Origin of the sequence: uncultured Desulfobulbus sp., assembly GCF_963662935.2 — a bacterium.
Lineage (GTDB): Bacteria > Desulfobacterota > Desulfobulbia > Desulfobulbales > Desulfobulbaceae > Desulfobulbus.
On record NZ_CAXXTL010000002.1, the window covers coordinates 754,988 to 767,587 of the forward strand.

Here is a 12,600-nt window from a genome sequence, read left to right on the forward strand (position 1 = left end):
AGTGGCAGACAAGAGGCTCACACCCGTCCCAATCCCTTGATAATACTGGGCACGCTACTCATGGCCTCATCCAATTTGTCGGGCATGGGGCCACCGGCCTGGGCCATATCCGGCCGGCCGCCGCCCTTGCCGCCAACAATCGTTGCCACCCGGTTGACCAGTTCGCCAGCCTTGATCCGTCCAGTCAGCTCTTTGCTGACCATGGCCAACAGGGCGGCCTTGCCCTCAAATTCGCCGCCGAGGACAATGATCCCACTGGGCATTTTATCGCGGATCTTATCACCGATCTCCCGTAGGGTTTTTGGTGAATCGAGCGGTACTCGACTGGCCACCACTCGCATCTCGTCAATCTCGATACTGGATTCAAGTAATTGATCAAGGTCAGACAAGGCCATGGAAGCGTTCAGAGCGCCAAGTTGTTTTTCCAGTTCTTTCTGGCGCTTGAGCAGACCCTGGATCTTATCGACAGCGCCATCAAGAGGCCCGGAGATCACCGAACTGATCGCTGATGCCTGACGGGCCAGCTCCTGCATCCAATGGATCGCCGCCGCTCCAGTGACCGCCTCAATCCGGCGAACACCGGCAGCGACACCGGTCTCCATGATAATCTTGAACAAGCCGATGTCGCCGGTCATGCGGGCATGGGTGCCGCCGCACAGCTCCTTGCTGAATTCGCCGATGCTGACCACCCGCACCTCGTCGCCGTACTTCTCGCCGAACAGAGCGGTGGCTCCCTCGGTGATTGCCTGCTCGCGCCCGAGCAGCGCGGTGGCCACCGGGGTGTTGTTCCGAATCTGGGCGTTGACCACCTGTTCAATAGTGCAGAGTTCAGCGTGGGTCAGGGGAGAAAAATGGGTGAAGTCGAAACGCAGCCGGTTGTGATCAACAGCGGAGCCCGCCTGTTTGACATGGTCACCCAGCACCTTTTGCATCGCTGCCTGCAGGAGATGGGTGGCGGTGTGATTGAGAACGGTGGCGCCACGCCGGTCGGCCACCTGCAATTCCACCCGGATACCGGTGGTCAATGCGCCTTGCGCTACCTGCCCTTCATGGAGGGTCAACCCTTCAACCGGAGCAAAAGTCTTGGTGACGACGAAACGACCTTCCGGCCAGGTGATCTCACCCTGGTCGCCGATCTGCCCACCCGATTCGGCATAAAACGGTGTTTGCGCGCAGAACAGGCGCAAGGTTTCCCCGGTTTTAGCCTCAGTCACTAACTGCCCAGCCGCATTGACAATGCCATCGACCGTCGAAACTCCTTGCGTGGCCCCATAGCCGATGAATTCGGCCTTCTTCCCTTGGGACGCCAACTCGATGATACCGCCCTCCAGATGGTCAACATCACCGCCCTTCCACGATTTCCGGGACTGCTCGCGCTGCTGCTCCATGGCCTTGGCAAAGCCCGGCTCATCAAAGGAAACGCCCTTTTCGATGGCGATATCGCGGACGATGTCCACCGGAAAACCAAAGGTGTCGTAGAGCTTGAAAATGAAACCGCCCTGAATGACGGATCGGTCGCCCTGCTCTTTCTTCAGCCGCCTGATCTCCTGATCGAGTTTGTTCAGGCCGTGATCCAAGGTCTCACCAAAACGCAGTTCCTCATTGGTGACCACCTTGGCCAGCAGTTGGCGGGTCTCATTGAGATGAGGATAAGCGTGGTGCATCTCTTCGGTGACGAGGGCGCAGACCCCAGGGAAAAAGGAGGTCAGGCCCAGGGCGCGGCCGTAACGGATGGCCCGGCGCATGATCCGGCGCAACACATAGCCCCGGCCCTCGTTGGAGGGCAGCACACCATCGGCCACGAGAAAGGTAGTGGCCCGGGCATGGTCGGCGATGACCCGCATGGAAACATCGTCCGCCGCGTTTTCGTGGTATTTTTTCCCGGCGAGAGCAGCGACATGTTCAATGATCGGCGTAAACAGATCGCAATCGTAATTGTTGACCTTGCCCTGGAGCACGGCCGCCACCCGCTCAAGCCCCATGCCGGTATCAATCGAGGGTTTGGGCAAGGGAGTCATGGTGCCGGCTTCGTCCCTGTTAAATTGCATGAACACCAGGTTCCACAGTTCGAGAAACCGGTCGCACTCACAGCCGAGCGCACATTCGGGGCGGCCGCATCCCACTTCCGCCCCCTGGTCGATATGGATCTCCGAACAGGGGCCGCAGGGGCCGGTGTCACCCATGGCCCAGAAATTATCTTTCTCACCCATGCGGACGATACGGCCCTTGGGCAAGGTCTCTACCTGCTCCCAGAGCACGAAGGCCTCGTCGTCGTCATCATAGACGGTGACCCAAAGTTTGTTGGGATCGAGTTTCAGCTTTTCGGTGAGAAATTCCCAGGCAAAGGCAATGGCGTCCTTTTTGAAATAATCGCCAAAGGAAAAATTCCCCAGCATTTCGAAGAAGGTATGATGCCGGGCGGTATAGCCGACGTTTTCCAGGTCATTGTGCTTGCCGCCGGCTCTGACGCTGCTCTGGGCGGTGGTCGCCCGCACATAGGGACGGGTTTCCTCGCCCATGAAGACCTTTTTAAACTGGACCATGCCCGAGTTGACAAAGAGCAGGGTAGGATCATCATGGGGCACCAGGGAAGAAGCGGCAACCCTGGTGTGGCCTTTGCTCTCAAAAAACTCTAAAAAACATTTCCGTATTTCGTTACCAGTCATTGCGTCGTTATACCGTTAGTTTTTTTTGGAATGATCCCCACCGGGGCCACCAGGCCCTCATCCATGGTGCGAACTGGCGCAAAAAATACACGCAAGCGTGAAGTGCAAAAAGCAAAGTTTTCCATGATACCATGAAATAAAATGTTGCAAAGAAAAAATGACGGCAAGAATAGCCGATAAAAAAACAGGCGGAATGCATCGCATCCCGCCTGTCTGTTTTTCTAGATCGCGTGGCCCGTTCAGGGCCGGTCGATCGCTGGCTTGCCTATGGGACCGATCACCCCATCTGCTTCTTGGTGTCGACCAATTGATCGACAACCGACGGATCGGCGAGGGTTGAGGTATCGCCGAAATCGCCAAAATCATTGGCGGCGATCTTGCGTAAAATTCTGCGCATGATCTTGCCGGACCGGGTCTTCGGCAGTCCCGGTGCCCACTGGATCACATCGGGGGTGGCGATGGGACCGATCTCCTTACGGACATGCTGGCGCAATTCCGCCCGCAGTTCCTCGCTCTCCTCGGCCCACGACATTAGGGTAACATAGGCAAAAATCGCCTGTCCTTTGATCGGATGCGGCATGCCGACCGCTGCGGCCTCGGCCACTGCCTCGTGGGCGACCAGGGCAGACTCGATCTCCGCAGTGCCCAGACGATGTCCGGAAACGTTGATGACGTCGTCAAGCCGGCCCATGATCCAGAAATAGCCATCCTCATCCTTACGGGCGCCGTCCTCCGGGTCGTAGGTGTCGGCATAGCGGTTGAAGTAGGCCTTTTTGTAGCGCTCCGGATTGCCGAACACACCGCGCAGCATACCCGGCCAAGGTTTACGGATGACCAGATGCCCGCCCTCATTGGGACCGGCCTCTTTGCCCTCCTCATTATAAATCGCGGCATCAATACCTGGCAGCGGAAAGGTGGCCGAACCGGGCTTGAGCGGGGTTACATAGGGCAATGGCGAAATCATAATCCCGCCGGTTTCGGTCTGCCACCAGGTGTCGACGATCGGCAGTTTTTCCTTGCCGATGTTGATATAATACCACATCCAGGCCTCGGGATTGATCGGCTCGCCCACTGTACCGAGAATGCGCAGGCTGGACAGATCCCATTTTTGGGTGGGTCCGACCCCGTCTCGCATCAAAGCACGGATGGCGGTTGGCGCGGTGTAGAAGATATTGACCTTGAACTTCTCGACGATCTTCCAGAAACGGTCCGAAGCCGGATAGTTGGGCACCCCTTCGAACATGAGCGCAGTGGCACCCAGCCCCAACGGACCATAGAGGATGTAGCTATGACCGGTGATCCAGCCCAGATCGGCGGTGCACCAGTAGACATCGCTGTCCTTCAGGTCGAAGACCCATTGGGCGGTGTGCATGGCGTAGGTCAGATAGCCGCCGGTGGTATGGACAACGCCCTTGGGCTTGCCGGTGGAGCCGGAAGTGTAGAGAATGAACAGCATATCCTCGGAATCCATGGATTCCGGCTCGCAGAACGAGGATATATCAGGGGCATGCACCTCTCTGTGCCACCAGCAGTCGCGGCCTTCCTTCATTTCAATTTCGTTGCCGGCCCGCCGGACCACCACGCAGGTCTCGACGCTGGGGCAGGTCAGCATGGCCTCGTCGGCATTGGGCTTGAGCGGAATGGCCTTACCGCCGCGCAAAACAGCATCGGCAGTAATCAGAACTTTGGCATGGCAATCCTCAATGCGGCTCTGCAGGGCGATGGCCGAAAAACCGCCAAAAACAACCGAATGCACGGCACCAAGCCGAGCGCAGGCGAGCAGGGAAATCGCCAATTCCGGGATCATCGGTAGATAGATGGCCACCCGGTCGCCTTTTTTCACCCCTCTCTTTTTCAGAACATTGGCGAAACGGCAGACCTCGTCGTGCAGCATCTGATAGGTATAGACCCGGACATCCTCTTCCGGCTCACCCTGCCAGATGATAGCGGCCTTGTTGCGCCGCCCGTCGGTGAGGTGCCTGTCCAAACAATTCGTGGAAATGTTGAGTTTGCCGCCAAGGAACCACTTGACCTCGGGAATGGAGAGATCACACTCCAGGACCTTGTCCCATTTTTTATCCCAGGTGACCAGCTCTTCGGCTCGCCCCGCCCAAAAACCTTCAGGATCTTCCATGGAGTGCGCATACGCTTTCTTGTACTCCTCCATCGACTTGACCCAGGCCTGTTCACGCCCTTTATCCGGTGGCTGGAATACTTTTCCCTCGGCCAGCAAACTGGTGATTTTGTCTTCCATTGCACTCATAGGATTCCCCCCTCAACGTAAAAACCGCTTGTTACAGTTATCCATGCCGCCTTTGCCACGCAGACGCGGGCCAACATGACCTACCAACTTGAAATACTTTCCCTCGCATCAAATTGTGCTTGAGCAGGAGACACCATGGGCACCGGTGCATCCTCCGGTTCCAGCCTTGATGACTCCGGACCAGAATTCCATGAGTAAATGAGTACAGGAGTTTTTCGAAAAAAGAAAAGAAATATTGCACGCGACCCCCGTTAATTTGCATTTTTTTGCAAAAAATACTTAACCCCGGGAGGCGCACGCTCTATTCATCAGAACAATAGAAAATGACAATCAGTTTCACTGCTGTCCACAGGAAAAATAATGATGCTTCTCCTTCGTTTTTGCACCTGGAAGACACATTGCCGATAGCATACCTTCCTATTCATCAGAACAATAGAAAATGACAATCAGTTTCACTGTTGTTTACAAAGCGAAAAAGGATGATTTTCCCTCATTTTTGCACCTGGAATGTACGTTGCCGATAACAGTTTCCGGGATTGACGAGAGACAATCCAGTCATTACCTCTTTCCTGAATTCCGGGATCCACAGCGGGAAGCCTACAGGAAGCAGGCAACCAGCATTAATCATCACGCAACAAGGGAGTCTTTTATGGTTATCAACGATTGGATTCATGTCTTTGCCGGTTCGTTTATCCTGCTCAGCCTGGCTATGGGTGTCGAAAGCCCGGTCAATCCTTTGTTCGTCAGCCGTTACTGGCTGCTGCTTACGGCCTTTGTCGGCGCCAATCTGCTCCAGTACGGGATCAGCAAATTCTGCCCGCTCGGGTTGATCCTGAAAAAACTGGGGGTGCCGGAAATCAGGGAGACCTTAAAAAAAGAAGCCTGAACGGCCCGACGCCTCCTCATGAAGGCCGGCCTCCTGATCTGAGGCGCATCAACCGGGGCAAGCAGAGCAGGGAAACCAAAACCAGGCCAATTACCAGATACCAAGGAAAACAACCGATAGTCGCCTTGAAGGCCTGATCTTCCAGGAGAGCCGCCGGCCAGTCAGGGTGCAGGGCCGCCTGACCTTGACGAAAATGCTTGATCAGGCCGGCAAAGATCAGGCCGATGAACCCGTAGGCCGCGTTAAAGGCCAAACCCTTGAAACTCAACACCGTGGCCCGCTGGTGTGACTCGGTGATCTCGTTGAGGTAGTGACTGGTAAAAAAACTGGTCAGCATCAGGCCGATGAACACCGCGATCATCGGCAGCAGCCCCAGATAGGGCACAAAGAGGGTCAGTAAAAAAAGAACAAGCAGCAAGGCACCGCTGAGTAGAACGGCATTTCGACCGGGCGAAAACCGCTCTGTCATCTTGCGCGCCACCCTGGGGACAAAAAGCCCAATGACCGCCACCGCCGAGCCCAGCAGACCGAAACTGGCTTCAGGCAAATCAATCAGTCGGTAGTATTGACTGGTCAGGGTGACGATCATCCGCAGGGTATGATCAAAGGTCATGGCAAAAAGGATAATCGCCAGGGCCATGGGAGTGCGCAGGATCCAGCCGCCCGCCCGGCCCGTCAGACAGGTGACTTCCCATAGGGTGACGGAGCCGGAAGAGCGCTCTGCCTGCCTGGAAAGTCCCTGGGGCTCACGCATCCGCAGCGTTGCAACCAATGCCAGCAGACCAAAACCCAGGGTCAGATAGAGGGGGAAACGCATGCTCACCTGCTGGGTGACAACTCCCTTAACACACAACCACCCGAGCACCCGGTTGACCACGCCGGGATCATAGACCACCGCCCCTAGCGTCATAGCAAAGATATAACCGACATTCTGAGCCCGCATCTGTACCTCCAGCACCTTGGGCCACTCACCGGCAAGTCCGTGAGCAACCAAGGTATCGTAGGCCAGCGCCTCGTCGGCGCCGCTGGCCATGGCCTCGGCCAGACCGCTGAGCACCCGGTTAGCCAGAAACGCCCAAAAAACAAGCTGCGGATTTCCCAGCGGCACAAAGGCGATCAGCGACATTTCGGCGATCATCAGCAGGGAGGTGGTCACCAATAACAACCTGCGCCCCAACAGATCGGCCAGGGCGCCGGAGGGGACCTCGGCCAGGACAATGGTGAAGGCCCAGACGGTATTGAGCAAGGCAAACTGCTCCAAACTGAGACCGAAATCAAGAAAAAGAATCGTAAAAACAGGATAATAAAACCTGGCGTTGAACAGGACTCGAAAAACAACGAACAGGCGGATATTCGGCAACCCGTAAGGTGAAACCAGCGGCACGCCCCCTTCTCTTTTTGCCCCGTCTTTCAACAAACACATCCCCCTTTCCGTATCACTTCAATTAAAACACCCGGACATTCCCTGACCAGAAATAACTGCCCATCAAGCCGTCCACAGGGTAAAAGAGACCACTATCTCCCTATGACAACGCAATTGTATTGGACGACGGCACAATTCTCCTATATATTCCAGACAATACCTCTTCTTCAAGAGGCTACGGCACCTTGAAGGACAACGGCATCCGTGATCAAACCCGGCGCCTCAACAATCTCCCGATCGTTTCAGTTACCTGCCGGGATGCGGGAACGCAATGATAACCGTCTCAAAAACCCTTCTCTCCTATACACTGTTTCTTCTTGTTCCGCTATTCGCTGTCTTGGCCGCTGGCGGGCATCTCGCCGGCAATCATCTGGCCGACCGCCTGGAACAAGAGGCCCGCGACAATGCCGCTTCAGTGCAGCACATGGTGGAGGCTGCCACCAAGGCCTCTTTTGAGCAGATGCTGCGCTCTGTTGCGGAAAACAACCTCACATTTCTCAACTCACTGCACCAAAAACATCAAGCCGGCGCCCTTTCCCTGGATGAGGCTAAGTGGCTGGCCCTCGAAACCCTGGCCGCACAAACCGTGGGCCGGAGCGGTTACATTTTCTCCTTCGACAGCCAGGGGGTGCTCCAAGGGCATCCCGACAAAGCCCTGGTCAACACCGTGGTCAATCGCGGCCTGCTCGAACGGCTGCAACAACTGAAGCCCTTGGAACAAGGAGAATACCTGGGCTACCTGATCCAGGATTCCCGTAAACAGCAACCCTTGGCCCTCTTCAAGGCGGTGTTTGCACCTTGGGATTGGACCATTGCCCTCATTTGCAGCGCCAACGACCAGCACCAGATGGTCCCTCTGGCGACTCTCGCCACAACGATCAGCGGCCTGCAGTTTGCCGGTGGACTCCGGCCCTTTTTTCTTGACCAATCCGGCCTGTTCCGACCCAATGGCTCTGTTCCGCAAGCCTCTGTCTCGGAGGGGCAAAACGCTCTGCCCCTCCTGGCCGCAGCCCTCCGCCGGCAACACAACGGCTCCCTGACCTGGCCCCTGCTCCTCCCTGACCAAACCATTGAAGACCGGGTCTTTGTTTTTCAATACCTGGCCGCCAACGATATGATCGTCGGTGTTTGCGGATCGCGCGCTGAACTGTACCAACCGCTCGCCACCTTCCGCCTTTATTTCCTCCTTACCCTGCTGACCCTTTTCCTGGGCGCCTTGGCGGCAATGCCTCTCCTCTACCAACGGCAGAACAAACCGCTTCGCCGCTTTGCTCAGGACATGGCCCTCACCGATGCACACAGCAGCGAGGTGCACACGGAAGCCGGCCACCACGACCTGACCCTGATAGCCGCCGCGTTCAATCGCCTGCTGACCGAATTTCGCTGCCAGCGCGACGAACTGGAAGCGGTCCAAATAGACGCCGATCTTGTCGGGCAGCGGCTCCGCCAGGAACTCATTAGCCGCAAGGAAACCCGAGTAAAACTCCGGACGGAAATCACCACCCGGAAAAGCGCGGAAAAGTATTTACTTCTGTTCAAGGGTATTTTTGATAATGCCATCGAGGGCATCTACATCACCGACCCTGAGGCGCGTATCCTCACCGTCAACCACTCGTTTTCCGAGATCACCGGTTACCAGCCCGCTGAAGTCATCGGCCACCACCCGAGCATGCTCGGCTCCGGACAACAGAGCCATGACTTTTACCAACGGATGTGGCGCAACATGCGGCAGAACGGTTCCTGGTCAGGCGAAATCTGGAATCAAAAAAAGGACGGCACCATCTGCCCGCAGTGGCTCTCCATCAGCGTCATCAAGAACGACCAACAACAAATCACCCACTATTTTGCTTTTTTCCATGACATCACCGAACTCAAGCGCAAGGAAAAGCAGATCTCGGTTATGGCCTACAGCGACGCTCTCACCCGGCTGCCCAACCGGTCCGCACTTGAACGCCGCCTGGCCAAGTCCATCGCCCGGGCAGCGCGGGATCATCTCACCCTGGCGGTCTTCTTCATCGATCTGGACAATTTTAAAAACGTCAACGACTCCCTCGGCCATGATAAGGGCGATCAAGTCCTGATCGAGGTGGCGAACCGGTTGTCGCAAACCATCCGCAGCGAGGACACCCTCTCGCGTCTCGGCGGTGATGAGTTTATCCTGCTCAGCGAGAGCATCGAGAACGAAACTGCGGTCTACACCCTGGCCAACAGAATTCTGGCCGCGCTCCAGCAGCCCATTGTGCTGAAACCAAATACCATCTACATCAATGCCAGCATCGGCATTTCCATCTTCCCCGACGATGGCCAGACCACCCAGGAACTGATCAAGAATGCCGACATGGCCATGTACAAGGCCAAGAGCGAAGGCAAAAATAAATTTGTCATGTTCACCCAGGAGATGAACGAAAAGCTCCTCAATCACATCCGGATCGAAAACTCCATCCGCACCGGGCTCAAGCTCAGGGAATTTTCCGTTTTCTATCAACCCAAAATCGACGTGGAGAGTGAACAGCCCACCTCGTTCGAGGCCTTGATCCGTTGGCGGAAAAACAACACCATCATCGGTCCGGACCAATTTATCTCCATTGCCGAGGAATCAGGCCTGATCGACGAGATGAGTTTGTATGTCCTCGACGAAGTGTGCATCTTCCTCAGCAAACTGCAAGGACAGAACGTCCAGGTTCTGCCGATCAGCGTCAACATGTCCCCCCGAACCTTCAATAATCTGAATATTGTCGAAACGATCGATGCCATTCTCGGCTTACATCATATTGATCATCATCTGATTGAGTTTGAGATCACCGAAACCACAGCCATGAAAGACGTGCAGCACACCCTGGCCACCATGCAGCGGTTCCGGCAACGGGGCATCCGTTTTTCCATCGACGATTTCGGCACCGGCTATTCGTCGCTCAGCTATCTCAGCGAGATGCCGGTCTCGACCCTGAAGATCGACAAACGTTTCATCAACGCCGGCGACGCCAACAGCCGGAGCATCGCCTCCACCATCACCGCCATGTCGAAACAGATGCGGCTCAAGGTGGTGGCCGAGGGGGTCGAAACCCGCAACCAGTTGCAGTGGGTGCGAGGAATCGGCTGCGACGAGGTCCAGGGTTTTTATTTTTCCCGGCCGATGCCCGAACAGGACACCCTGCTCTATCTGCAAGCAGGACTCAGCGCCTCATCACAGGGCATCCTTCCCCTTCATACCTCCATTCATTGATGAAACGTTCCTTGCCCCAGCTCCCTCCTTATTCCATCTTCGGCTGAAGCACGCCCGCAACTTCACTGCGAGCAGAACACCGTCCCAAAAAATTACATGAAAATGAAGCAAAAAATTTCGTAGAGAGAGGAGACTGACACCATGCGATACGCCAACCTCCTTCTTGATCTGGACGGCACCCTGACCGATCCCAAAATCGGCATCTCCCGCTGCATCCAACATGCCCTGCATGCGCTCGGTCATGAACCCCCGGATACCGATACGCTGGACTGGTGCATCGGCCCGCCCCTGCAATACTCCTTTGGCCAACTGCTGAATTCAACCGACGTGGATCTGCTGGCGCAGGCGGTGCATCTCTACCGGCAACGATTTGCTGAGATTGGACTTTTTGAGAACAGGGTGTACGATGGTATTCCCGAGGTTCTGGCAACGTTGCAGCAGCAGGGTTGCCGTCTTTTCCTCGCCACCTCCAAGCCTCGGATATTTGCCAAACAGATTCTCGACCATTTCAACTTGGCCGGGTATTTTGAGACCGCCCACGGCAGCGAACTGAATGGACAGCTCACCGACAAGCCCTCCCTGGTGCGGCATATTCTGGCAATCGAAGGGTTGCAGCCCGACCAAACTATGATCGTCGGCGACCGCAAGTTTGATATTATTGGAGGCAAGGCAAACGGTATTCGTACAGGGGCCGTGACGTATGGGTATGGAACGAGGGAGGAATTGGAGGCCGAAGCCCCCGATCTCCTCTTCGATTCACCAGATCAACTCCTCCGGCAATGGAACAGTACTCTTCTCACCTAAATTCACTCATGCCTGGAAAGCCCTGAGGACTCATCCCTTGAGAAAGGAGCAGCAATAATCGGTTATTTCCTTCACCTTCAGACTGAACGACGAGTTGGCCGCAACCTCAAAGGCCTCGCCGCCCTGCACGGCTTGCCAATTCTTTTCTCCCGGCAGCAGCACATCAAGAGTACCGGACAGAATCTCCATCAATTCCTTGGCATCGGTATTAAACGTGTATTCTCCAGGTAGCATGATCCCCAGCGTTTTTTTCGCCCCGTCAGCAAAGACAATGGTCCGGCTGGTTACCTTGCCGTCAAAATAGACATTTGCCTCTCGTACAATCGTTACATCTTTGAATTCTGACATCATTTTCCTCTTTTGTGTTTGTTGATAAAAAAAATTAAATCCCCACTTCAGGGGATTACCAGGACACCATCAGCATCCCTCACAGGACTACAACAGGTTTACCTTTCCCCCGAGAACGCACAACCATCTCACATCTTCCCCTGTTGCTGGAAGAGATGTTGACTGACCAAGGTGAGAAGAATGGCGAACACCATGGCCGCACTGCCCAGGAGAACATTGTAGTAGACCGGGGCCACCAGGGCGAGACGAATCATCAGGGTGGAAAGGGCGTAGCCGGAATTACGAAAAATCATCTTGGCAGACGGGTGAAAACACTGCGACACCAAGACAATAAGAATATCGGTGAGAATCAACTGGGTATAGAAGCCGTGGAGAAAATCCGGATGCTCGATACCCAGAAAGCTCTGGTACAGTGAGTAGCCGCCCATGCCAATGAAGGAGACCAGCAGCAGCAGGGAGATCGCCTTTTTGGAGGCGACGAATCCGTACAGGTCGATATGGCGGCGGTCTTCCTCACTCCGTTTCTGGATTTTGTAATAGAGGCCCAGCAGGGCAAAGATCAGCAATGCCCCAAAACCGCTGGCCAGAATGTGCAGGATCTTGTCGATGTTGCCTTCATAGCCAAGTGGTTCCGCAAAATAGGACAACTCCTTGAAGGCATTACGGATGAGGATCAGGGAGAGGATTTCGAACTGCTTGCCCAGTGAACGGGAGAAGGAGCACGGCAGGACAAAAATCAGGCTGATGACCTCAAGGATCAGGATGACCGTGAAAGCGGCGTGGACCGCGTAAAAATGGTTCTTGGGCAGAAGCACCGCCAGATCGGCAGGCAACAGCCCCTGACGGTTGAGTTCAATGATCGCCAGACTGCACAAAAAAAGAAATACCAGCGAAACGGAAATCTTGCGGAAGAGCCTTTCGTGTTCATAAAAGGTCTGCAGGGGATCAAAAATGTAGGTGATCCGGGCAAAGAGGGTGTTCATGGCG

General features: G+C 55.3%; 8 protein-coding genes. 3 read left to right on the forward strand and 5 right to left on the reverse strand.

Annotated features, from left to right (window positions below):
- Positions 1-17: 17 nt before the first annotated feature.
- A complete protein-coding gene (alaS, locus tag ACHZCX_RS07665; protein WP_319586643.1) occupies positions 18-2,666 on the reverse strand; it encodes an alanine--tRNA ligase in 2,649 nt (882 codons plus the stop codon).
- A gap of 277 nt (positions 2,667-2,943) precedes the next feature.
- Positions 2,944-4,929: an acetate--CoA ligase gene (gene acs, locus ACHZCX_RS07670; protein WP_319586644.1), complete on the reverse strand. Its 1,986-nt coding sequence runs from the start codon at positions 4,927-4,929 to the stop codon at positions 2,944-2,946.
- 649 nt (positions 4,930-5,578) lie between these two features.
- Between acs and ACHZCX_RS07675 the strand changes: the two genes are divergently transcribed.
- Positions 5,579-5,815, forward strand: a complete 237-nt coding sequence (locus tag ACHZCX_RS07675) for a DUF2892 domain-containing protein (protein WP_319586645.1) — start codon at positions 5,579-5,581, stop codon at positions 5,813-5,815.
- 16 nt (positions 5,816-5,831) lie between these two features.
- Here ACHZCX_RS07675 and ACHZCX_RS07680 read toward each other — a convergent pair whose 3' ends face one another.
- The gene (locus ACHZCX_RS07680; RefSeq protein ID WP_319586646.1) at positions 5,832-7,238 is read right to left on the reverse strand and encodes an MFS transporter; all 1,407 of its coding nucleotides are present in this window, start codon (positions 7,236-7,238) and stop codon (positions 5,832-5,834) included.
- Positions 7,239-7,509: 271 nt separating this feature from the next.
- On the opposite strand from ACHZCX_RS07680, the gene ACHZCX_RS07685 reads away from it, so the two are divergent.
- Both ACHZCX_RS07685 and ACHZCX_RS07690 read left to right on the forward strand, forming a co-directional pair.
- Positions 7,510-10,461 carry an EAL domain-containing protein gene (locus ACHZCX_RS07685; protein ID WP_319586647.1) on the forward strand — a complete coding sequence of 984 codons (2,952 nt, stop codon included), beginning with the start codon at positions 7,510-7,512 and terminating at the stop codon, positions 10,459-10,461.
- Between the two features lie 141 nt (positions 10,462-10,602).
- Entirely contained in the window at positions 10,603-11,265 is a 663-nt protein-coding gene (locus ACHZCX_RS07690) for an HAD hydrolase-like protein (RefSeq protein ID WP_319586648.1), read from the forward strand.
- A gap of 30 nt (positions 11,266-11,295) precedes the next feature.
- Here ACHZCX_RS07690 and ACHZCX_RS07695 read toward each other — a convergent pair whose 3' ends face one another.
- Positions 11,296-11,613 (reverse strand): pyrimidine/purine nucleoside phosphorylase, encoded by a 318-nt coding sequence (locus tag ACHZCX_RS07695; RefSeq protein ID WP_394708814.1) that lies wholly within the window; start codon positions 11,611-11,613, stop codon positions 11,296-11,298.
- Between the two features lie 128 nt (positions 11,614-11,741).
- The gene (locus ACHZCX_RS07700) at positions 11,742-12,596 is read right to left on the reverse strand and encodes a hypothetical protein (protein WP_319586650.1); all 855 of its coding nucleotides are present in this window, start codon (positions 12,594-12,596) and stop codon (positions 11,742-11,744) included.
- Positions 12,597-12,600: the final 4 nt, after the last annotated feature.

Bases quoted from the DNA above. Each gene is read 5' to 3' on its own strand.
- alaS (WP_319586643.1), bottom strand. From the start codon at position 2,666: ATGACTGGTAACGAAATACGGAAATGTTTTTTAGAGTTTTTTGAGAGC.
- acs (WP_319586644.1), bottom strand. From the start codon at position 4,929: ATGAGTGCAATGGAAGACAAAATCACCAGTTTGCTGGCCGAGGGAAAA.
- ACHZCX_RS07675 (WP_319586645.1), top strand. From the start codon at position 5,579: ATGGTTATCAACGATTGGATTCATGTCTTTGCCGGTTCGTTTATCCTG.
- ACHZCX_RS07680 (WP_319586646.1), bottom strand. From the start codon at position 7,238: ATGTGTTTGTTGAAAGACGGGGCAAAAAGAGAAGGGGGCGTGCCGCTG.
- ACHZCX_RS07685 (WP_319586647.1), top strand. From the start codon at position 7,510: ATGATAACCGTCTCAAAAACCCTTCTCTCCTATACACTGTTTCTTCTT.
- ACHZCX_RS07690 (WP_319586648.1), top strand. From the start codon at position 10,603: ATGCGATACGCCAACCTCCTTCTTGATCTGGACGGCACCCTGACCGAT.
- ACHZCX_RS07695 (WP_394708814.1), bottom strand. From the start codon at position 11,613: ATGTCAGAATTCAAAGATGTAACGATTGTACGAGAGGCAAATGTCTAT.
- ACHZCX_RS07700 (WP_319586650.1), bottom strand. From the start codon at position 12,596: ATGAACACCCTCTTTGCCCGGATCACCTACATTTTTGATCCCCTGCAG.